The sequence below is a fragment of the Dolichospermum circinale AWQC310F genome (assembly GCF_000426925.1).
GTDB lineage: Bacteria > Cyanobacteriota > Cyanobacteriia > Cyanobacteriales > Nostocaceae > Dolichospermum > Dolichospermum circinale.
Genome location: NZ_KE384676.1, coordinates 38,535 through 59,150, shown reverse-complemented (window position 1 = coordinate 59,150; position 20,616 = coordinate 38,535). Strand labels below are relative to the sequence as shown.

Sequence of the window (20,616 nt, the reverse complement as noted above, 5' to 3'; positions counted from 1 at the left end):
CTCTAGATGTGGCGCTAATTCAACTAATCTTTCAGGTCTTTTTGTTAATATTTGATATATATGATGAGGAGTATCCTGAATCACTTTAAATACCTGTTGAATAAAATCTAAAGGTACTTCTTCATGAAAAAGATCACTCATGGAATTAACAAAGATTTTACTGGGAGTACGCCATTTTAAAGGTTCTGTCAATCTTTCTGGATGTAGAGTTAAATCAAATCCATTTTTAAAGTTATTAGGAAAGCGTTTAGTAATAGATTCTGCGTAACAATGTACACAACCTGGACTAACTTTGTTACAACCAGTTGTAGGATTCCAAGATTTATCAGTCCACTCAATCCCTGTTCTTGTATTGGACATAGATTTAACTCCTGAAGGCAAAAACTGATGTAAATTCTATATTCTTTTTTAGTATGGAAGGAGCTTTAGGTCTTTCAATCCACAATTTCAATTTCTTCAATTTATTTCTAGACATCAAGCTATATTTTTCGGTGTAGTGAATTTCGCCGAAAATCTTTACGATTTCCTCAACCCAGATTCTATTTTTCTTGTTTATCTTTTTTAGCTCCTGACTTTCGTAGCTATCTTCATCAATCCACCAATCAGGCTTGATTAGTTCATCATCAATTCGATATTTTTTCATGGGAAAATATTTTGATTCACACCTTAATTATAAATCAAATGTTTCAAATTTATTCAAACTTTTCAACTAAAAACGTCATTATGACGCTATAAAGTTTTCAGCCATTCACAGTTTTTCAATTAAATCAATGATTCTATTGATATCGTCTATGGCAATATCAATTTGCGATATTTTAGCAGGATCATTTTCCCTGATGGTGAGCAAAGTTAACTGAAACTTCACCACCATCAAGTTACTTTCAATCACCATTTTTGGATCAATCATCAGACAAATCTTGTTTAGAATATTTTTTGACAAAATTACCAGACCGATTAGCCTTGTAATCAGCAATTGTTTCAAGTAAATTGGCAGCAGCCAATAGCAATTTAATAGCATACCTATGCTCATAAATATGTTCAATTAGCATGGTGCAGTGGGCTTTAAGTTCCTCTCGTTGATCAACAATAACCTCTTGATTACAATGTTTAAACAAATCAACCATTAATCAATCCTCAAATTTGAGAGCTTTAATACTTACATTTTGCGGCTTGGCGTTTTTATTAGCCAAGGGTTTGATGCTAATCATTGATTTTTTAGAATCGAATCCGACGACAATGTATTTTTCTCCAGAGTAGACGCAAACAGAGTCTATCGAAATAGCCTTAGAAGCAGCGGGCTTAGACTCTATTTTCTCAATTTCTAAAGCTGTAGGTTGGCTGCATCCAGAAGCAGAAAGACTAGAAATCCCGTGTTTGTTTTCTCCCATTACATATCCATCTTTGTAGCCAACGACTTTATAGAAAGATGGTGGTAAAAATCCGATGCCAGAAGTGTGTTTCACCCATGTTCCCACAGGATATTGCTCCTCGAGTGATGGGTGTGATGGCAAAGTGTCGGAATTTTCGTTTTCAAATGCAATCGTATTCTCACTTAGATTCATACTTTGATTTTCTGTTGTGATTTGAATTTTCTCTATTTTACCATCACATCCATCACTTCCTTGATATATAAGGCTTTGACCCATCACATTATCCATCACAGACCCATCACGCAATCCATCACATTTCAAAGTTTCAGTATCCGAAATGTATTCGATTTGCTCTAAAACACTTTCGTCAGACAAATTTGTGATCAAGGTCGGTGTATTAAAATCCTCACCCTGCCTAATCCTAATTCCCATGAAGTACGAGCCATTGCGATCGCCCCCTTTAATGATGGGTAATTTTAATTGAGCATCTAGCAAGTCCAGCAATAAACTAGAGAATCTCTTCTGGGAAAGTGGATTAAGTCCTGTGTTTTCAGCGTAGCTGCAATAATTGGGATAAAGCCAGGTATTTACGTTTCTGTATTCGATCCATGACTCTGTATTCCCCATTTCCCCACTGGAGACTCTAATCTGTTTGGCAATGCCTACATAGGTTTTATGTCTGGGTTCTAAGATCAATTGCTCATCTACCCAAGCCGCCAGTGGATTAGTCTCGACAATCATGGACTTATTTTGATTATTTAAATCCTGACTAAATTTACAATGATCTTTTAATAGCTCTTTGGCACGTGCTTCACCAATTCCCAAGACCCAATTCGCAAATCCCGGTAGGTAGGGGACAAATTCCCCAGACATAGAACCATCGGATCTAAAGTCTATTAATGATATTTGCTGATCTCGTTTAATTTGTTTATCGAATCTAATTGAGATCCGCCGCCGCTGTAATCCTGATGTATAATCAGAAGTAGAAATACTTTCGTTTCCGCATATCAAAACCATGCCCTGAAAAATAAAGCCTGACTCAGATTGCTTCTTCTTGACTTCATAGGGAATTAGATCCGACCCCGTGAGGGACTTGAGTATGCTTACTTCACCAACAAACCGGTCACTGTCTGCAATGACACAAAGACGTTTGTTTTTTAGAGATGCTGGCTCAAACTGTAATTTTTCTAATCGGGCCAATCTTGTGGAATGAGTATTTTTAATGCCAATCAAAGCCTGAGCTAATCGCATAAAAGTTCCTTTGCCAGTTCCTCCTTTTCCGATTAGTTCCAGATACTGCTGCCATTCATATTTCCCCGTAGCAATTGCGTAAAGATAAGCACGCAATACCTCAATAGTGCCGGCATCCTTAACCTGAGAATTGAACCACTTTTCAATAGGATGGCAGGTGGCTACTGGATTATATTCATAGGGTAAAATCCATTTGAGAAAATTATTATGGGAATGTGGTAATAACTTCATGGTGTTTAACTCCAATACACCATTGGTGAATGGCATTAGTCCTGGTGTTTCAGTCCAGTTATTAGCAAGTTTTCCTCTTAATAATTTCTCAATGCCTTGTAAAAATCTCGCAGATATACTATGAGGCCTACCCAAACTGTCGGGAAATAACCAGACATATTTCTTGACTTCTGATTCACAGGTGAGTAGCACCATATCGGGATTAGTTTTAATCCAGATTCCCTTGTTATCGTATTCATACCAATTTTGTTCCAGAGAATCATAAGATAATTGATCTCTAATTACATCTGCGATTAATGATGAGAATTGAGATTCACACCATGCAGTAATGTTAGGAATCTCGCCTCCGCCACCGCTTTTCTTTATTTCCTCAAATTCTAAAGAGAAACGATCAGCAGATATCCTGACTAAATTATTCATTTTGTCAATAAAATTCTGATGATCCCATTCTTGAGAAGCTATGAAATCGGCTATATCAGCCTTTTCGGGGCATTGCTCCCAAATATCCCAGAGGTGTACAATTAGTAAAGAGATGCCCTGTTTGGCCGCTGCTTTCTTGATTAGCGCGGCTTTTTTTAATCCAGGCTCATCATTATCAGGAAAGTATATCAATCCTTTAATACCAGCATCTAAAAGAGATTTTATGCCGTTAGATAGGTCATCTATGTTCCAAGCCGATCCCATCCAAGTCGTTGAGAGGATTCCCATAGTCCGGGCTGATTCCACACATTTTTCCCCTTCAAAAGCACAAATCCACTTATCACGTCCTAGCTTCTGAATCTCGGATAAACGATAAATTGGCCATTGCAAATCACCCTTAGAATTAATGTTTTTACCATCTTTTATATGCCAGGGTTTAGTTGTCTTATGAGTTCTAGTCCCATTCTCATCATAAAAATCTGATCGCAATACCCATTGAGAATCACTGTAGTGATAAATTGTCTCTTGTTTGTTACCCTTGATCACCGAAGAAATCGGCACGAGATCAAGAATGGGAATAATCTCAATATTTTCTGGCAGATCTACTGGGATGATCCGCTCATTTACTATTTTTAATCTTTTTTCCCTGCGGCCACTGCCACGACCACTCTCTAATGGCGCAATAATATTTCTAATTTGTTCAGTGGTGCAACCGCCCGAATAACAGGCGTATCTGCCAGATTTATTCCCTACCTTCTGAACCTCTAAATTATTGCCACCGCATACCGGGCAAATAGCGCGAATAGTTGATGCAGTCTCACGAACTACTTCTAATTTGGTGACATGATCAAAAATCGAAAATGGTTGTAGTAAGCTTGTAATCATTTGCAGTATTCTCCCTTATGTGATATAGCCATTTTGCCGATGTGCAAAAAGCTGGAAACCTTGTGGTGTAAGGTTTTTATTGATATCTCATTATTATAAGTTGACAAAATTTTTAAAGGAAGGGGTTTTCAAGGGCAAAAACGTCATAATGACGTATTTAGTTTTTCATCTGCCAAAGGTCAATGTTTTAATGAAATTAGTACACACAGATGGTTTGTTCCATGAATTACATAATCTATAATTTAGGTATTGGGTATCTCTGCGATTATCAAAAATCTACAGAGAAAGGATTAAGAGCAAGTGTGATTTTTAGCAACAGAAGAGAGGCGAAATTATTAACCTGGGAAGTGGCCATGAATTGGGTAAAGTTATTAGAAACATACGGAAAAGGAAAATTTGTAATAATAAACAAGAGAGAAATAGCGATAGAGAAAAGAGAGATGTATAAAGCGCCTTAAAAGTTGACAATAAAAAATTTTCTGTGGTAGGATATTTAAAAAGCTACAAATAATAAAAATGCCTACTACTCTTACTCGTAAAGAAGCATCCAATTTGCTAAGAAATAAGATTGTTAGAGATGATGGAAACGACTTTGAAAAGACAGAATCAAGCTTTGGATCTCCATTATCCATCAGAACTAGTGCATCAAAAACTCTAGATAACAAACGATATCTTAGCTTAGATGCAAGTGCTAGAAAAAGTGAAACTAAGAAAGATTTAGAAGATGATGGGATGTTACCCACTGGCTACGTTGTTCCCGAAACCAGAACAGTTGCCATTGAAACTTTAAGCGCTGCTTTAGCTGTTAGAAATAAAGCGGCGATCGCTGACTTTATTTCAGATGCTTTTTCTCTATTTCCTGATTTAATTCCCACAGGCGGAACAGTTGCGCCCAAAACACCAGCAGCGGTATTGAATGATTTAACTCCCGCAGTTAAATCATTGGATTTTACCTTAGATTTACTAAGCGTCTTTAACCAATTAGATAATTCTAAGGTTGTTTACGTTGACGCACCAAACGACGTTTACAAAACTGTAATGATTATCGGCGAAGCGACTGATGGAATCGTGATCGCACAATCAATTTTGGTACAAAGCTAGAATTGTTTAAAAAGCAAAAATCCCGTCGTCTGAGACGGGCATCATTTTTATTAAAAGGAATCAAATAAAATGTCTACAGGTATTTTACAGTTCACCAAACCTAGTTATACAATCGCCGAAAATGGCATATTTATAGGTGATGCAGTTGCAGTTTCACGAACCGGAGGAACTGATGGAATAGCCTCAGTTAAAGTATTATCTACCGCGTCGTCGGCAAGAATACCCGCTGATATTGCAAAAATATCCGCGACTTTAACATGGGCAGCGGGCGAAGGAGGTATTAAATTAGTTCCGATTTCAGTGGTTCAGGATTCAATCGTGGAAGGTCAAGAATCAATATCATTAAAACTATCCACAATCAAAGGCGCAAAATACGCTCCAGTAAAAACAACAGAATTAATTATTGTTGATAAAGCGGAAACGTTGTTAGTAACACCAACAAACGACACAATAATAGCCATAGTATCTAATGAACATACTGGAATAAAATTAAATGACTTAAAGAATTTTATAAGTGCAATTAATCCAAATCCTAACCCAAATCCTAACCCAAATCCTAACCCAAATCCCAACCCAAATCCCAACCCAAATCCCAACCCAAATCCTAACCCAAATCCCAACCCAAATCCTAACCCAAATCCTAACCCAAATCCTAACCCAAATCCATCCATAGATCCTTTTGCTGATAACGTGGTTTTATTTCTAAAAGCTGATCAATCATCATTGGTCACCAACACAAATACAGCCGCTAATTTTATTATTCCTCCTGTAAATCAGCAAATTATTATTGATGTTGAGAGCAACTCTTGGGCTTCTGCCGATAGAGCCATCAGAATTGGCGGAGGCGCGGGAAATTATATTGTGGTTGGAGTTCCAAGTAGCACACAAATAACCATCTGGAATTGTGGAGGAACTGATAATGCTCCCGTAGGTACTTTAATCAGTTCAGGGGCAACAATTGCATTATCAATAATTGATAGCTCGGCAAATTCCAAAAATATTAATGCTTTTGGAAAAGCGCAATTATCTTCGGCGCAATCAAAATATAATGGAAGCTCAATATATTTTGATGGTATAAATAGCTGTCTAGGAACAATAATAGATAGTATTTATACTCTAGGAAGTGATAATTTCACCCTAGAAATGTGGGTGTATCCTTTTACTGCATCTCCAAATGGTATTATGGGGTGGAATAACAGTTATTCCTTGGGGGATATGCAAACACGGAATCCAGCTTATTCAGATTTTGGTGGCAAATTCTCTTTTTGGAGACAAAATGGATCAGTCAACGGTTTAGAGCAATTAGCAAATAATTGGCAGCATCACGCGCTTGTTAGGAATGAAAATAATTATTCTTGGTTTTTGAATGGAGATCCAAAAGTCTTATTCACCAATAGCGAAAGTTTGACAGGAAGTAGAATAGTAATAGGAAATAATGCAGTTAATGCTCCTTATAATTCCTATTCTCAATTCCATCTCTCACATTTACGGCTGACTAAAGCCGTAAGATATAATGGAAGCTTCAATCCAGAGACAAATACTTATCTAAACTGATTTACACAGTATTAATCTAACGTTTTTGACTGCTGATTTACAAATTTTTCATATTTGCAAATCAGCATTAAATTAAGGAAAAAGATGTTCCAGTTCTTCAATTTCCCCAGCTAATACCCAACCGTTGGTTTCAGTCCAGACCGGAGTTTTTGGGCTAACTGAATAATTGAGAAGATGATCTTGGGAAATTATCTTATTCTCCTGTCCAAGTTTAACCAGCCATTCTTTAGAACTAGTTTCAGCTAAAACGCCAGAATCACCTTCTAAAGGTTCATCTGAAATGGTGAAGTCACCAGTGAATCTAAAATAAGGACGATATCTACCCGGAATGCTCAAAGCTTCACCAGTACGGGGGTTTCTACCTTCTCTGGGTTTGACATATTTGGTAGAAAATACTCCAAATTGTTTGAGCGGTAAAACGTATTTTTGAGCAAGCTGTAGATGAACATAATTTTTGAACGATTCAAGAACTAGCTTAATGGTATTTTCCTGAAATCCTGTAGAGGATTGGATATATTGAATTAGTTTTGGGTTCATGATTCCTACGGAGCGCTTCGCTATCAATTTTTAAAGATAATCTTTCTAATCCTATCACAATATTCTAAATAGTTAGGGTCGTATTTACGAGAAAGTCTGTAACCTAATCTTTTGAAAAAGGTGGCTTTAGATTGCTCAAGAAAGATAAAGCCAATATCACCTATTTTATAAATGCCATAGGATTTAGTTTTCCGGTGACGTAGCCAAACCTGACAAATAAGTCCGCTAACTGCATCTTTATAAAATGCAAAATCAGTATTAGATTGTCTCATAGTATTCAATTGTAGAGACACATATCCAAAGCTTAAATTAACCGAATTATATTCCTCAGTATCACTAGCTTCAATCCAAAGAGAATATGAATCTGCCATAATGTCGTTATCATCTTCTATTTTAGGATTGTTTAACCAGTATAACCCTACTCTAGAGACATAGGAATGATTCAAAATATATCTCAAATATTCATTGATTTTAGTCTGTTGCTCAATAGTTAATCGTGGTGTACTTCGTTTATCAAATGAAGAAATTTTATCTTTTACATAAGGAATTATATTTTTAATTTGAACGTTTATATAAGCTAAAATGGCTGTCATCGCAATCGGAAAAACGAGATCAACGACTAAAGATAGAGTTTGTTCAATTGCCATTAACTCCAGTATTTTAGGTAACTGCTGTTGCTCTGTATTTTGATTATTTTGACTCATAAAAATTCTGTAATAAAATTCTACATTTTAAGATTAAAATAAAAGAATAAAGTTTCAGTATTGACATGAAAACAGCGATTATTGCTCTAGCTATATCTATTATAGCAATGCTAGGAATAGGTATTTTTCTACCTAATCAGGAAAAAGTAAAAAATGAATGTGATGATATCAAGGAAGAGGCTTATATAGTCTGTTTGCAGGAAGAAAATTATTTTAGGGAGAATCTTGAATGATGGAAGTAAGCTATACTCAATGGGCAGATTTTGAAGCTAAAAGAGACACTTTGGAGCATGGTAAATTCCATGCGGTGCAATCATCAGTGTCGAGTACAAAATGGTGGAAAGTATCCTTTAAAAGTCACGGTTTGCTCACCACCATTAAAACAAATATTACTAAGAAGCAAGCCGAAAAAATGGCTATCGCACTGAATCAGTTAATTGAAATCTAACAGATTACTTAAATCTTTTTAATACTTAATATTTTAGGCAGCGGTTGCAAGTGAATCGTTGCTTTTTTTTTGTACTTTTTGGTTGGTGTTCTTCGTTTAAGTTTCCCGCTGCGCGTCGGTAAACAGGCTGAATCTTGAGTACAGAACAAAAATATGTTATAAAGTTATTAATTCATTAATCACAGAGGATAAAATATGTCTACCAAGTCAGAAAAAATATTGTCAGAAATACAGAATGGTTTTTGGAATAAAAAAAATAACTTGATGGTAACAGACGATGTAATTTCCGCGCTGTCCACAGGAAACTCTTGGCTTGATTCACGTTTCCACATTCAATTCGCTAAAGAAGAATTAAAACCATTGTATTCTTTATTAGATTATTTTACTGAGGATACAGAAGAATATCACATAGAAAATATTGCAGCAGAAATATTAGAATCATCCTATGGAGTAAATAGAGCATTTAATTCAAGAGAGAACAAAGGAGCATTAGATAATGACGATATTTTCGTTAAAGCTAACTATGATGCACTCTTAGAAGTTAATAACACAATATTAGATTACGAATATTATGCTAATGCAAATTTCAGTGGCGACAAATATGATATTTTTAATAAATTATCAGAAATGGAGAATAGTAATCGGGCTATGTTATTACAAATATGGGGTACTTTGAGAGCGGCAATAACGGCATTATTACACAAATTACTCCAGATTATCGTTAATATAATATCAAGTATTCTTAAAACACTATATGACAATCAAAAAAAAGTTGAAGATTCATTATTAAATGTACCCATAATTGGCTTATCTGAATTTTATATGCTGATATCCTCTCCTGTAATATCAGCAATAGATATTTCATTAAACGCAGCTAAAAGTTTAATAGAGTCAATGATTAAAAATGTTATGGAAAATATTGAAGGATTTTTATTAACTGTTCTCTCTAGAATAGAGCAATTCATAGAAATTTGGACTTCAATAGTAAATAATTTTGTAGAATTTGTAAAGATAATCGGTGAAGTCTGGAAATTTGCCCAGAAATTTGTGCAATCAAAAGACTTTACTCCCAAAGAAAAAACTACGATTTACGCTACCGTAAGACCGCAATTAACGGCAGCTAGAAATGAAGCTAGAGAAATTAAAAAACAATTTAAACTATTAAACGAAGAAATAAAATCTTCAAGAAAAGAAACTAGAATAAAATCTAAAGAATTGGTATTTATTAATGATTTATTAAAATTTCCCAGATATCAAAATGATAATTTAAAAGGACTTTTTAATCCCGTCACTGCTTCTTATGGTGCAATAGCTTCTGTTGATTCACCCACTAAAGTTGATGTAGCTAACATCGTTAAACAAATTGCTGAAAGTATTTTATCAACATTTGTATTAAAAGGTGTCGGAATCCCAAAGGATTTTTTTGATGCTATCAAGGAAATAACTGCATCCATTGTACTCAAGAATCTAGAACAATCTGGAGTAGATGAAATTAAATATTTAGTAGCTGATATTTTTAAATCTGTCGCCAGTATTTTACCCAGAATATTTAATAAATTAGGAATGTTCACAGGTGCATATTCTGTTTTAATAGCTTGCGCTGCTTACATTATAGCCGCAGGTGCAATAATAATGTTGGCGTTAGAATACTCCAAAAAAACCAAGTTAGGCGATTTTATAGTAATAGCAGGTTACGCGAAAAATCAACAAGAACCAGACATTTGTTGTGCTGGAGTTGATGGTTCAGACACCATGAAAGATATTGATAAATTAATAAATTCAATGTACGAAAATACATTTAAAAATTATGATTCTTTAATAGTAATGACACATGATCACAGTTTCTTTACTAAAAAACTTTGCAGATGTTTTGATTATACAGAGGGAAAGCCTATCATATTATCAGAAGAACAGTCTAAAATTGTAGATGAACAAATTCGTAATTTAGATTTCATGGGATTTTAGTTATGGCTATAAAATTTGAAAATACAAGATATAAAGAAATGGTCAAATGCACCTAAAGTAGTATTACGAAATATATTTAATACTTCAATTCATTTAAAGCAAAATAATCAAATTTTAGATAAAAAATAATTTTGCAATTAGTTTATTTTAATATTAAAATTACAGAATTTTAATAAAATAGTGTATACTAAAAATAGTAAATGCGCCTTGAAAGAGTGAACCAACACTCAGTCAAGACGACTACTCCATTAGTTGTTTGTCCAACATAGGAGCAAAATTATTATGCCACAAAAAACGCAATATGAGCAAGAGAGTCTATTTTCTTACAAGAATGAAAGCTACCGCGAATTTGTAAAAAAGTTTGGTCATCATCGCCAAAGATATCCCCACAGTGATGTGCTTTTGACAAATTGCATTAAACAGGAAATGGATTTAATTCAAGGTCACTTGCTAGGTGATGGAAGTATTTTTGTAACAGGAAAAGACTGTAATCGAGATGCTACTTTCAACTTTGTTACGAAATATGAAGACTACGCTCAATGGATTATAAATAACACAGAGTCATTTGCTGCTTGCAAGCTACAAGTAGGTGATAGATATGACAAAAGAACAGATAAATCATACCATCGTGTTTCTTTTAGAAGTCCATCTAATAATCTATTTACAGAGTTAAGAAATAAATGGTATCCAGACGGTAAAAAGATTGTTCCACAAGATTTAGTTTTGACAAAAGATTTAATTTTGAGATGGTATATAGACGATGGAAATTGGCATGATAAAGGAATTTACTTTAACACTCAAGGTTTTGATCCAGAAAGTACAGATTTTTTGCGATCTGAATTATCAAAATTTTTAGGAATGAAAGTAACAATTCAAAAACACAGTGGCGATCTTTACAGACTTTTTATTCCCTTACGAGGAACTGGATCTGGAGTTAGTAGCACTAATAACAACACAGAGAAATTTTTTGAAGTAATCGGAAAATGTCCTGTTAGTTGCTTTAGTCACAAATGGGGAAAGATTTAGTAGATTAACAAAGTCATAAAGAAAGGGATTTAGTCTCTTTCTTTATTATTTTCTGATTACCGATGGTGATTTTTTGCAACTCATTAATACAAAATCTTACCCAAATCTGACAGATGCTATTAAAAAATTCAAAAAAGCGCCAGTTACAGTAAAGTTTCCTAAAATGGCTTTACAAGGAAACTTGCAGCAAATAGCAATTAAAAGCATGATTGACTTAACAGGGGTAGTAGCTTCGCTTTTAGCCCGTGCGCGAGTTGCTGGTGTAGAGGGAATTGTTTTGTTAATTCCTCCCGGTGGTGAACAAAAATCTCCCAGAGAAATGCCCATTATTGATTTCTTGTCTCAGCAAGTTCAAATTGCTGTTGATAGTCTTAAATCTGCGTATCCAAATAATGTTAATGGATTGAATGCAGTCAAAGAATATTTAGATAGCATAGAAAACTCACAAGCCCCATGGTTGAAGGACTTTAAAAGCAAAGATTGCTATAGAATCCGACCATGTGAGGTAGAAGAACAAGCTAAAGACACCATCAGCCGAATAGTTAAATTCGTTAATGTTTGGTACAAAACTCCGCAATTACCAGAGGAAATATCACCTGAACCCTATGAATTTACTTTATTCTCACAAGTAAATGTTGACGAAAAACAAATATATGAAGCTATTTTAGTCAGAAGTCAATACAGGGCTGCTATGGCGGATGCTTTTGAATGGAGAGACGCGAATGATGGTGATTCAACCAAAATCAGGGAAGTTTCACAGTTGTTTAAATCAAAAAAAGATGAAATATTGAGTACAAAGATTGACGGTAAATCATTTACAGTAGAGTCATGGGCTGCCGCTTATTGGCGGGGTTGTCATCAGGCATCCTCTGGGAGTGCGGGTTTAGTTTTTACCCTGTTCGCTGACGAAATTGTAGCTGAGTTAGGAGACATCAAATTGAGTGAATCTAAAGTTTTACACCTTTATGCCGTGAATAAGGGTAAATGGTCCATGCACAAAGATGGAAAAATTTGGAATGGTCATGAAGTTCAGATCAGAATAGCATTTTATACATTTAATGGTAAACAATTATTATGTGCAGACATGGCATATAGTGGTGCTAAAGTCCAACTAGGGTTTCATATTTTAGGATGTGTAAAACAATCTTACTACCCCTATTATCCAGTGGGAATGACTAAAACCATGAAGATTTATGCTACTGCGTTTAACAGAACAAGTGGAATGGTCAGTGAGGTGATTTTGTTTGATCCTTCCGTACCGCAGTGGCAGATTGATGAATGGCTGAATTTTAAGTAATTTATGGCTGTACTCAAGCTTCAGCCTCTTTACCAACTCGCCGGGCGTTTGTTTGCAATTACAAAAAAGATAATTTTAATTAAAAAAACAACAAAGAAAATAATTTAGTAATTTATAATAAATAAATATTTACTATAAATTACTAACAAATCTTTAGCGAAGAATAAAAAAAAGCCTAATCTAAATTAATTAGATACGCCTTTAAACAAAAAAATTCTAATCTAATTAATTAGATCAGAATTTTTTTTATTACCTTAATAAGGTATCGGATCATCTGAGAAGCCTTCGTCTTCTCTCTCAATCTCTTGGCTACCTTGATTGGTAACTTTCTTTCTCTTGGCATAATAGTCATTTCTGATTTTCACCAAATCAGACATACTATAGCCAAGTGAGTCATACAACTCTTGAAGTTCTTTGAAACTCATACTATGAATTTCATGATCACACCAAAGTTCATAAAACTTTGCGTAACCATCCAAACCAGTTACTTTATATTCACTCCTAAACTGTTCCCACGATAAAATCCTAAAAGCATCTATAATAATGCTTCTGAACTTATCATCCTTGCTAACTAACTTAATAGTCATAGCAGGAACTTTAGCGGGAATGGAGGCGGTAACTGGTTTGTTGGAATCGGGTTGTTTAACCATGATGGTAAACCAAAAAAGAACAACCAAATCTGCGTTAGCGGCCTTCACGATAACCTTGAAGTACGTCCTCACCGATAACTCTAAACTTCTTACCGATAACTCTGAACTTCTTACCAACAACTTCTAACTTTTATGCAATTCCTAGGTCGCGTTTCGCTATTGCCCGATTAAATTCCTGTGTTCATCGCCTAAATTTTTTTCTTGATATTGAAATATTTAATTTATGCGAACTGCTTGCAGTGGCTTAATTCTACAATAAAAAATGCCCCATTACTGGGGCATAAAATTACATTACTTCATCAAACTTACCGCCAATTAGTGCGGCTACAAACTTGGGATTGTCGGTTTCTATAGTTACCCGTTGTGGGTTCTCCTTATAATCCGGATCATCTTCATCAAAAGCCCAGACTTCACCGCACAAAGGGCATTGGTAAAAACCAAACTCTTCGTTAAATTCTGGGTTGGGGTGTTTACAACCTGTAGCTTTCGCCAGTTCCTTGAGTGAAGATTGTGCTTGTGCGATAGCGAAGCGCTCCGTAGGAATCGCCTCTTCCATGTTCTTGTCCAATTCACCCATTGCCCAGGCTTCAACAAGTGCGGATACATTTGGTTTCTTTCCCCACATATACCCGCTATTTTCAGCCTTAGATTCTAGTTGGGCGATAGCGAAGCGCTCCGTAGGAATCGCCTGCGGGGAAAGAGATAGCTTGATTGTTTTTTTCACCGAAGCACCTAATAATTTGGCAACCAATTAATTTGTATTGGGGAAATGTTTAAAAATCCCTTTTTGAAAACATTGACACTATGACAATATTCGCCTCTTTCAATCTCTTCAATCGCTTCTCTTGTTAAATATTTTGTTTGGCATTTTGTCTCCCAAAATTTGACGTTATTGTTATCTCGTCCAACAAACTCAAAATTTTCAAAATATACCTTTCCGATAATTTCATCGTTGTCACCAAAAATATAATGCGTTAAGGAAGATGATTCATTTGGATTAACGGGATCATCGGTTTCCCAGTACGGAACAGATCCGTCAACTCTGTAGTGCGATCGCCGATCTTGTAGGGTGCGTTAATGAAATGTAACGCACCATCAAATACACACAAATGTAACGCACCAAATTTATGATTATTTACTGATTTTCGGTGCGTTACGCTGTCGCTAACGCACCCTACTAATCGTCCCAATATCCTTGAGGTTTTTCCTTTCTGCTATCTTTACCCCAATCGGTTGGATAAATTCCCTCAGCGATAAACCGATGAATACTGGAATACTGCCAATCTTGGGGACTTTCACACAATCCATGTCGAGCCGGATTATCATGAATATAATCACAATGGAGCGCAAAATCCCGTTCATCCCGAATTAAATGCTCCCAGAACCGACGTTGCCAAAGATTACTTTCTCCTCGCTTTTGTCGTGATTGAGAAACCTCCCGATTAACCCCTAATTCTTGTCCATAATGTTTGGTGACATAAGTTTTAATTAAGCGCAATCTCACCGACAAGTCTTTATCGTCAGGGGGTAAAGTCCACAAACAATGAAAATGATCAGGTAATAAAACAAAAGCATCAATACAAAAAGGATATTTTTCCCTTACTTTTTCTATTGCTTCTCGAAGAGATTTTCTCCCTATATCAGTACAGAGCCAAGATTCTCTTTGATAAGTGACTTGTGTGATGAAATATGTACCTCCAGAAACATTAGGTCTTCTATAATTAGGCATTATGGAGTTAGTATGAGTGAAATTAAGTTTATTTTTTATTTATTGTATTGTCATATTGGTTTGGTAAAAACATTTATCGTTAAACTATAATCCGAGAAACAGCAAAATTTTATGATGTAGTGCGATCGCTCAACTTCCTTTTTTTGTACTTCTTTAACTGTGATTAACTGTGATCGCTAATATTGGGTTAGTGCAATCGCTAATCAATTCGGATAATTTTGATTGTGGATTGCGATCTTTCAAAACAAACATCAAATTCTCGAAAAAAGTTAGTTTGCCCAAGAATTAAGGGTACATTAGAGGTTTCTACCCAGGCAAATGCTAGACGAACGGGTTCAAGATTCCCAATTTGAACTTGCACAAATAACCCCCGTGCTTCAACTTTTGCCAGATTTCCAGCCAATGGCAAGCGAACAGTTTGATTATCCCAAATTGCGCCTAATTGTAACCCAATATCATAAGGTAAGACATTGACAGTAGACCCAGTATCCAGCAGTGCATTTGCAGAAATAGAAGAGTTTGCATAACTCAGAATGATAGGAATTGTGGGTAATGCTTCATCATCATTAAAGGGAAACTCAACTGTACTAGGCATCAGTAGATACCTCTTGGTGATCCTGAATCATCTGCATGAGAATGTTTGCAGCTTCCGTTGCGTGATATGGCGACCAAATCGGGTATTCTGAAGCAGAAAAAATAACTTGTAGTTCAGCGTCTGGGATTTGTGTGGCTAGGAGTTTGAAGAGTGATAACTTGTCTGACTGACTTAGATTGTTGACCAGAGGAATTAACTCAGCGAGTGACATATTTTAAACTTTGAGATATACAATAATACATTTATCATAAGCGATCTGTTCGGAAGTGAAACAAATCATCCACAAATTATTAGGAGGTTTATGAATAACTGGACTGTAGAACAAATTACCTTTCGTTGTGTTGCCGAAGGCGAGCGAAGCTATCGTCTTTCTGTACGTCTGGAAAAATTAGCACAGAACTTTCTACAAATGGCATCTCTCAGTTTAGATGAATTTAATGGAGAAGCGGTACTTGAGATTATTCGAGAAAGTAAAGTGTTTTTAGAATTGACAGCCATTGATTTAGATGTAGATAATGCCTTTGAATTAGCTCAAATACAACGTCAATTATCCAAATGGCATATTCATTGGTTATCAACTTGGGCAAGTGATTCTAGTCGTCTGGAAATTTCCACGTTGTCTCAAACCTGGGCAAATCGAATTAGGGAAATGGCACGAGTTCTGGTTTAAATTCCCATCTCTTAACCTTGATATCCTGCTGTTAAAAATATTCACGCCCGAATCACAGTAATTCGACGTTGATTTTCCGTCACCACCACCTCAGTTGATAACCTTTCTTCCATTGGTAAAGCATTTTTCCGCCTATCAAACACAAATAACCAACCAAAATCCAACCCCAAACGCCCTAAATAAGATTCTAATTGTTCAATTCCATCACTTTGAGGATCGCGTTTTTTATCCCGCCATACCTTTAATTCAATTCCTAAAATAACATCTTTATAACGCAGACATAAATCCATTCTATCACTACCAATGGCATATTCCCTTTCTAAAATTCCCCCACCATTAACCACACGATGTAAAAAAGCCATTAATACAATATGCGGTGCAATTTCATGGTAAGCAGCACTACTTAATAATGGTTCTCCATGCTGTCGCCAAAATTTGAGAAACGCTGTTAATAAAGCATCAATATTTAATTCACCATTTGCAGTCAACCAACTAGGACTAATTAAAGGTAAACTATCCTGAGTTCCTTGGACTAAAACACGGGGAATAACTTCCCGATATATAGGGTTAGAAATAACTAATCCCCCCATCGGATCACGTCGCAATAATCCTAAATCAATTAAATATTGGCGATCATCGGCTAGAGTATCTGGTAATGTTTGCCCTGCTAAAATCGGTTCAATAATATTTTTAACTCGTTTTTCTCTTAACCGTTCAGCTAAACTATCTAAATGAGTATCTTGACGAGCAATTAATATTTCCTTCGCTTGTAAAATGTGTTCTTTGGTAATCGCAATATTTCTATCTTTCACCATTTTTTCGACAATTTCTTTAGCTAAAGCATTAACTAACCAAGGTTGTCCTTGGGTTAAATCATAAGCTGTTTCTATAGCTTCTGTTGTGAAAATTTGTCCTGTTGCTTCTGTATGTTGTTGATATAATTCTCTTACTTCTTCAAGATTAAAGTTTCTCATCGTTATAGAAGCAACTTTAATATTAAAAGGACTAGAAGTATTTAATCTGTCACTACCACCGGATGCTACTTTATAATCTCGCACATCTCGTAAACCAATTAATCCTACTGAGGTCGGAAAATTTTCTGGACGGTTAGGAAAACCATCTCTTAATTGTCGTAAAATTGAAATTAATGTTTGATCTTGTAAGGAATCAATTTCATCTATAAATAATATTAAAGGACGATTTATAGCTTTTGCCCAACCTCTTAAAAAAGCCTTAATTCTGCTTCCTGGTTCTTCCTGTTGCCATTGTTTAGCAGGTGGTTGTAATTCTTCAGGTAAACTATCTTGAATTGTATTATACCAAGTTCCTAAAATTGCTAATTCTGCGGCTGTAGGATCATGATTAAATGCACTTCCTACTTCTACTGATACCATGACTGCGGCATAATTTCCTGTATCAGTAAGTTGCTTTGCTAGGGATAACATGGCGGTGGTTTTTCCCGTTTGTCGTGGTGCATGAAGGACAAAGTAACTTTCTTGTTCAATTAACATTGATAAGTCGGGTAAACGACTGGTGGTTGAGAGTGTATAGTTTTTTTTAGGGTTACAGGGACCTGCAATATTAAACCAGCGAGTCATAAGATTTTAGCAGTTAGGGAACTCTTTAAGTTTACACAATTGTTATGCTTCCGATATATTGGAATTTGGAAAAATGACGATCTGGCATTCCAAAAAGGTTTACTGGTTGCGGCTGTGGTATGATCAAGGGTAGCTGGTCAGACTACAATTTCCACATTTCCGGGGGGTAAATTCAGGGGTTCGGTAATTACTAAGTTACTAGATCAATTTTTCATTTGAGTTTGTATCCTTGTATGATACAGCACTTCCCGGTGTTATGAGGTACATATTTAGCGGGCAAGATGCCCGCACCACAAGAGTTTCATGATTCAACTTTGTACTTCATCAGATCGGAAACCGCTGTATTTTTCATGATACTCTGTTATACTATACTATGTTCTTATTAACTAAAGGCTGAATCAGATGGACGCATTAAATCATGGGGAAATCGTCGGTAATCATCATTTACCGGATGCGGTTATTGATCATGCAGCGCAGAATTTCAGTGATATCAATCAAGATTTTAATTCAAGTTATTCCAGTCATTTTGAGTTAATCTCTCAGGGGATTGACCAACATTCTCACAGTTTTTTAACCGATTTGCACCCAAACACAATCTTACATTCTGATTGCGTTTCTTTTTCTGGTGCTGATTTCCAGTCTAACTTTGATAATTTGCACAATTCTGTTTATATCGAAACGCCTAGTTTTGAAAGTCATTTATCCACAAGCAATTTTCATACTGAGGTGATGCCTCGTGAGGCGACACCAGATTATGCAGAAGCGGCTCATAATGAATCTTGGGCAAAACATTTCGAGGATAGAGCCGCAAGTTGGGCAAATGATGGGTCTTTTGATATGGCTGATTCATTGCAAAAAGAGGCAGACTATTACCATCAAAAAGCGGCTGAAAATCTGAATCAATCATGAGATTTTTTCTGATTTTACTATCTGCTAAATTTGATAGATTAAATTTATTTTGATAATGTCAAAATTAGCAGATTTTTTAATAGGTTTAAAGACATAAATTTTATTACTTTTTACAACCTTATTATATGTCAGATTTACCAATTCCAACACAACCCAATCAACCGAAAAAAACTCTTGAGATGGCTGATTTCATATCTCCTACTGCTTCTATTGCGTCTAGCCTTATTTCTAGTGGCTGTCAAGTATGGATAAGTAAAATTAATCAGGAGACGCAATTAAAATTAGCGGATAAAAATCGAGACAAAGAGCTAAAGTTAGCGGATAAAAATGGGGAGATGCAACTAAAATTAGAGCATCTTAGAAACGAACTAAGAGAAGCATCTGATTTAAAGCAATTTGACAGACAGAAACAACTGCAACTAGAGTTAGCAGAGTTTACCCGTGAAACTCAATTAAAAATAGCTGCTCAACAGCGAGAGACAACCCTAGCATTACCAGAAGTTAATAAACTTTTTGAAAATTGGCCGCTGAGAATTGTTCCGTCTTTAATTCTCAACTCTCCTGTCAGTGATAATCGCCCTCCTTTGAAAGTAATTATTGCCCCTCCAGAGGTGAACTTTGATAAATTTGGCAGTGCAACTCAAGTACCCAAAATGGAGAATACTTTAGCTCAGGGTTTACGACAATTTTTAGATAAAAACTATTCTCACCATAGTCCAATCAGACCTGTTGAATTTTTAGATGGGGCTTGGGATAGTAATAAATATCATGGTGGCTCTAGTATTAAAGTGCTTTTTGAGATGCTAAAATCTGAGCCTCTTGTGATTTTGGAATCGGAAATTGAAGGGGATTATCTTAATTTTCGGGTTGCTTATTGGGGTTATGGAGACACTACCTATAAATATGGAACGGCTTTAGCTCGATTACCTTATACAAATATTCTTTATGACTCTGCTAAATCGCGTGCTATTAAGTGGAAACCAGATCGAGATCGGCTTATTCAAATGGGAAAAAATCCCAAGTTAATTAATGAATTGGATACTCACAATTTAGAAATATTAGAAGAGGAGGAACAACTAAAAAGCTTTGGTATTGATACTAGCGATTTATCGCGTCGCTACAAGATAAACAATAAAGATTTTGATGTTTTTTATCAGTTTTTGATTACAGTTCATGCTTTATTTGCAGGTCTCACAATTGATATTCATTATCTCATTCATTATGATGTGACCCCCTTATTACCTCAATTATTGTCTGATTTGGTAGTGGGGGATAAGCAGATAATTGGCGGAATTTTTTCTAATTATCAAGGGGTTTATCAATCTCTTGCTAATGAGCGATCGGCTTTGATTCCTGAATTAGTTTTAGATTTAGCTCATAGTTTAAGTCATTTACCTGATAAATCTTGGGCTAGGGAACAGTTAAATTATTCTGTTCGGTATTGGTTGCAATTGCGAGGTGTGATAGCAAATAATAATGATAATAATTTATTACAGGCTATAGGCTCAGTTTTAACATTCCAAGATAGAGAATATTTTGAGAAGTTAAAAGAGTGTTTTGCAAGATGTGAAGATACAGAAGGCGTTAGAAAAGTCAATGATTTATTAAGTTTGATAGCAGAACTTCAGAAGCAAGCTAATGATTTAGCAAATGATTTATATGAAAGAGGAATTTAT

At 35.5% G+C, this 20,616-nt stretch carries 23 protein-coding genes and 1 pseudogene; 11 read left to right on the top strand and 13 right to left on the bottom strand.

The genetic code is table 11. From position 1 onward, the window contains the following. From ACIR310F_RS21930 to ACIR310F_RS23615, 5 genes are all read right to left on the bottom strand, one after another. Positions 1-360, bottom strand: a 360-nt coding sequence (locus tag ACIR310F_RS21930; protein ID WP_035367805.1) for a DUF5131 family protein, incomplete at its 3' end; no start/stop codon positions are given. A gap of 4 nt (positions 361-364) precedes the next feature. Beyond that, entirely contained in the window at positions 365-643 is a 279-nt protein-coding gene (locus ACIR310F_RS0109310; RefSeq protein WP_028083609.1) for a hypothetical protein, read from the bottom strand. 105 nt (positions 644-748) lie between these two features. After that, complete coding sequence (locus tag ACIR310F_RS25460) at positions 749-907, bottom strand: hypothetical protein (RefSeq protein WP_155963726.1); 159 nt, start codon at positions 905-907, stop codon at positions 749-751. Further along, positions 900-1,124, bottom strand: a complete 225-nt coding sequence (locus ACIR310F_RS0109300) for a hypothetical protein (protein ID WP_028083608.1) — start codon at positions 1,122-1,124, stop codon at positions 900-902. Before ACIR310F_RS0109300 ends, ACIR310F_RS25460 begins: the two co-directional genes overlap by 8 nt. 3 nt (positions 1,125-1,127) lie before the next feature. After that, positions 1,128-4,157: a DUF5906 domain-containing protein gene (locus ACIR310F_RS23615; protein WP_028083607.1), complete on the bottom strand. Its 3,030-nt coding sequence runs from the start codon at positions 4,155-4,157 to the stop codon at positions 1,128-1,130. Positions 4,158-4,378: 221 nt separating this feature from the next. Between ACIR310F_RS23615 and ACIR310F_RS0109290 the strand changes: the two genes are divergently transcribed. The 3 genes from ACIR310F_RS0109290 (at position 4,379) to ACIR310F_RS24230 (ending at position 6,812) form a co-directional block, all read left to right on the top strand. After that, positions 4,379-4,615: a hypothetical protein gene (locus tag ACIR310F_RS0109290; protein WP_028083606.1), complete on the top strand. Its 237-nt coding sequence runs from the start codon at positions 4,379-4,381 to the stop codon at positions 4,613-4,615. Positions 4,616-4,673: 58 nt separating this feature from the next. Continuing rightward, entirely contained in the window at positions 4,674-5,258 is a 585-nt protein-coding gene (locus ACIR310F_RS0109285; RefSeq protein WP_028083605.1) for a hypothetical protein, read from the top strand. 69 nt (positions 5,259-5,327) lie between these two features. Beyond that, positions 5,328-6,812, top strand: a complete 1,485-nt coding sequence (locus ACIR310F_RS24230) for a Calx-beta domain-containing protein (RefSeq protein ID WP_028083604.1) — start codon at positions 5,328-5,330, stop codon at positions 6,810-6,812. Between the two features lie 72 nt (positions 6,813-6,884). Here the strand turns inward: ACIR310F_RS24230 and ACIR310F_RS23605 are convergent, their stop codons facing one another. Both ACIR310F_RS23605 and ACIR310F_RS0109270 read right to left on the bottom strand, forming a co-directional pair. Beyond that, on the bottom strand, positions 6,885-7,349 hold the full coding sequence (locus ACIR310F_RS23605) for an HU family DNA-binding protein (protein WP_051289531.1): 465 nt from the start codon (positions 7,347-7,349) through the stop codon (positions 6,885-6,887). 23 nt (positions 7,350-7,372) lie between these two features. Then, positions 7,373-8,053, bottom strand: coding sequence for a hypothetical protein (locus ACIR310F_RS0109270; protein WP_028083603.1), 681 nt, complete (start codon positions 8,051-8,053; stop codon positions 7,373-7,375). A gap of 65 nt (positions 8,054-8,118) precedes the next feature. Between ACIR310F_RS0109270 and ACIR310F_RS25455 the strand changes: the two genes are divergently transcribed. From ACIR310F_RS25455 to ACIR310F_RS21915, 5 genes are all read left to right on the top strand, one after another. Then, positions 8,119-8,286, top strand: coding sequence for a hypothetical protein (locus ACIR310F_RS25455; protein ID WP_155963724.1), 168 nt, complete (start codon positions 8,119-8,121; stop codon positions 8,284-8,286). Next, positions 8,283-8,501: a hypothetical protein gene (locus tag ACIR310F_RS0109260; protein WP_028083602.1), complete on the top strand. Its 219-nt coding sequence runs from the start codon at positions 8,283-8,285 to the stop codon at positions 8,499-8,501. Before ACIR310F_RS25455 ends, ACIR310F_RS0109260 begins: the two co-directional genes overlap by 4 nt. 195 nt (positions 8,502-8,696) lie before the next feature. After that, positions 8,697-10,466, top strand: coding sequence for a hypothetical protein (locus ACIR310F_RS0109255; protein ID WP_028083601.1), 1,770 nt, complete (start codon positions 8,697-8,699; stop codon positions 10,464-10,466). Positions 10,467-10,748: 282 nt separating this feature from the next. Then, a complete protein-coding gene (locus ACIR310F_RS0109250; protein WP_028083600.1) occupies positions 10,749-11,492 on the top strand; it encodes a hypothetical protein in 744 nt (247 codons plus the stop codon). Positions 11,493-11,655: 163 nt separating this feature from the next. Continuing rightward, the gene (locus ACIR310F_RS21915; protein ID WP_155963722.1) at positions 11,656-12,789 is read left to right on the top strand and encodes a hypothetical protein; all 1,134 of its coding nucleotides are present in this window, start codon (positions 11,656-11,658) and stop codon (positions 12,787-12,789) included. 254 nt (positions 12,790-13,043) lie between these two features. Here ACIR310F_RS21915 and ACIR310F_RS0109240 read toward each other — a convergent pair whose 3' ends face one another. From ACIR310F_RS0109240 to ACIR310F_RS0109220, 5 genes are all read right to left on the bottom strand, one after another. Then, positions 13,044-13,439, bottom strand: a complete 396-nt coding sequence (locus ACIR310F_RS0109240; protein ID WP_155963720.1) for a hypothetical protein — start codon at positions 13,437-13,439, stop codon at positions 13,044-13,046. Positions 13,440-13,725: 286 nt separating this feature from the next. Next, the gene (locus ACIR310F_RS0109235) at positions 13,726-14,190 is read right to left on the bottom strand and encodes a TFIIB-type zinc ribbon-containing protein (RefSeq protein ID WP_028083598.1); all 465 of its coding nucleotides are present in this window, start codon (positions 14,188-14,190) and stop codon (positions 13,726-13,728) included. A 426-nt stretch (positions 14,191-14,616) separates the two neighbouring features. Next, positions 14,617-15,168 carry an REP-associated tyrosine transposase gene (locus ACIR310F_RS0109230; RefSeq protein ID WP_028083597.1) on the bottom strand — a complete coding sequence of 184 codons (552 nt, stop codon included), beginning with the start codon at positions 15,166-15,168 and terminating at the stop codon, positions 14,617-14,619. 199 nt (positions 15,169-15,367) lie between these two features. Beyond that, positions 15,368-15,763, bottom strand: coding sequence for an aspartyl protease family protein (locus ACIR310F_RS0109225; RefSeq protein WP_028083596.1), 396 nt, complete (start codon positions 15,761-15,763; stop codon positions 15,368-15,370). After that, positions 15,756-15,974: a hypothetical protein gene (locus tag ACIR310F_RS0109220; protein WP_028083595.1), complete on the bottom strand. Its 219-nt coding sequence runs from the start codon at positions 15,972-15,974 to the stop codon at positions 15,756-15,758. Before ACIR310F_RS0109220 ends, ACIR310F_RS0109225 begins: the two co-directional genes overlap by 8 nt. Positions 15,975-16,064: 90 nt before the next feature. Between ACIR310F_RS0109220 and ACIR310F_RS0109215 the strand changes: the two genes are divergently transcribed. Beyond that, on the top strand, positions 16,065-16,433 hold the full coding sequence (locus tag ACIR310F_RS0109215; protein WP_028083594.1) for a hypothetical protein: 369 nt from the start codon (positions 16,065-16,067) through the stop codon (positions 16,431-16,433). 41 nt (positions 16,434-16,474) lie between these two features. Here the strand turns inward: ACIR310F_RS0109215 and ACIR310F_RS0109210 are convergent, their stop codons facing one another. Then, positions 16,475-18,031 (bottom strand): AAA-like domain-containing protein, encoded by a 1,557-nt coding sequence (locus ACIR310F_RS0109210; RefSeq protein ID WP_028083593.1) that lies wholly within the window; start codon positions 18,029-18,031, stop codon positions 16,475-16,477. A gap of 402 nt (positions 18,032-18,433) precedes the next feature. Between ACIR310F_RS0109210 and ACIR310F_RS0109205 the strand changes: the two genes are divergently transcribed. Beyond that, a complete protein-coding gene (locus ACIR310F_RS0109205) occupies positions 18,434-18,940 on the top strand; it encodes a hypothetical protein (protein ID WP_028083592.1) in 507 nt (168 codons plus the stop codon). A 125-nt stretch (positions 18,941-19,065) separates the two neighbouring features. Continuing rightward, a pseudogene (locus ACIR310F_RS26125) lies at positions 19,066-20,616 on the top strand (hypothetical protein); the annotation flags it as partial.

Coding starts and splice junctions, on each gene's coding strand:
- ACIR310F_RS0109210 (WP_028083593.1), bottom strand. CDS start 18,031: ATGACTCGCTGGTTTAATATTGCAGGTCCCTGTAACCCTAAAAAAAAC.
- ACIR310F_RS21915 (WP_155963722.1), top strand. CDS start 11,656: ATGGCTTTACAAGGAAACTTGCAGCAAATAGCAATTAAAAGCATGATT.
- ACIR310F_RS0109220 (WP_028083595.1), bottom strand. CDS start 15,974: ATGTCACTCGCTGAGTTAATTCCTCTGGTCAACAATCTAAGTCAGTCA.
- ACIR310F_RS0109230 (WP_028083597.1), bottom strand. CDS start 15,168: ATGCCTAATTATAGAAGACCTAATGTTTCTGGAGGTACATATTTCATC.
- ACIR310F_RS0109205 (WP_028083592.1), top strand. CDS start 18,434: ATGGACGCATTAAATCATGGGGAAATCGTCGGTAATCATCATTTACCG.
- ACIR310F_RS0109270 (WP_028083603.1), bottom strand. CDS start 8,053: ATGAGTCAAAATAATCAAAATACAGAGCAACAGCAGTTACCTAAAATA.
- ACIR310F_RS23605 (WP_051289531.1), bottom strand. CDS start 7,349: ATGAACCCAAAACTAATTCAATATATCCAATCCTCTACAGGATTTCAG.
- ACIR310F_RS25455 (WP_155963724.1), top strand. CDS start 8,119: ATGAAAACAGCGATTATTGCTCTAGCTATATCTATTATAGCAATGCTA.
- ACIR310F_RS0109300 (WP_028083608.1), bottom strand. CDS start 1,124: ATGGTTGATTTGTTTAAACATTGTAATCAAGAGGTTATTGTTGATCAA.
- ACIR310F_RS0109310 (WP_028083609.1), bottom strand. CDS start 643: ATGAAAAAATATCGAATTGATGATGAACTAATCAAGCCTGATTGGTGG.
- ACIR310F_RS0109250 (WP_028083600.1), top strand. CDS start 10,749: ATGCCACAAAAAACGCAATATGAGCAAGAGAGTCTATTTTCTTACAAG.
- ACIR310F_RS0109240 (WP_155963720.1), bottom strand. CDS start 13,439: ATGGTTAAACAACCCGATTCCAACAAACCAGTTACCGCCTCCATTCCC.
- ACIR310F_RS0109255 (WP_028083601.1), top strand. CDS start 8,697: ATGTCTACCAAGTCAGAAAAAATATTGTCAGAAATACAGAATGGTTTT.
- ACIR310F_RS0109290 (WP_028083606.1), top strand. CDS start 4,379: ATGAATTACATAATCTATAATTTAGGTATTGGGTATCTCTGCGATTAT.
- ACIR310F_RS0109215 (WP_028083594.1), top strand. CDS start 16,065: ATGAATAACTGGACTGTAGAACAAATTACCTTTCGTTGTGTTGCCGAA.
- ACIR310F_RS0109225 (WP_028083596.1), bottom strand. CDS start 15,763: ATGCCTAGTACAGTTGAGTTTCCCTTTAATGATGATGAAGCATTACCC.
- ACIR310F_RS23615 (WP_028083607.1), bottom strand. CDS start 4,157: ATGATTACAAGCTTACTACAACCATTTTCGATTTTTGATCATGTCACC.
- ACIR310F_RS25460 (WP_155963726.1), bottom strand. CDS start 907: ATGATTGATCCAAAAATGGTGATTGAAAGTAACTTGATGGTGGTGAAG.
- ACIR310F_RS0109285 (WP_028083605.1), top strand. CDS start 4,674: ATGCCTACTACTCTTACTCGTAAAGAAGCATCCAATTTGCTAAGAAAT.
- ACIR310F_RS24230 (WP_028083604.1), top strand. CDS start 5,328: ATGTCTACAGGTATTTTACAGTTCACCAAACCTAGTTATACAATCGCC.
- ACIR310F_RS0109260 (WP_028083602.1), top strand. CDS start 8,283: ATGATGGAAGTAAGCTATACTCAATGGGCAGATTTTGAAGCTAAAAGA.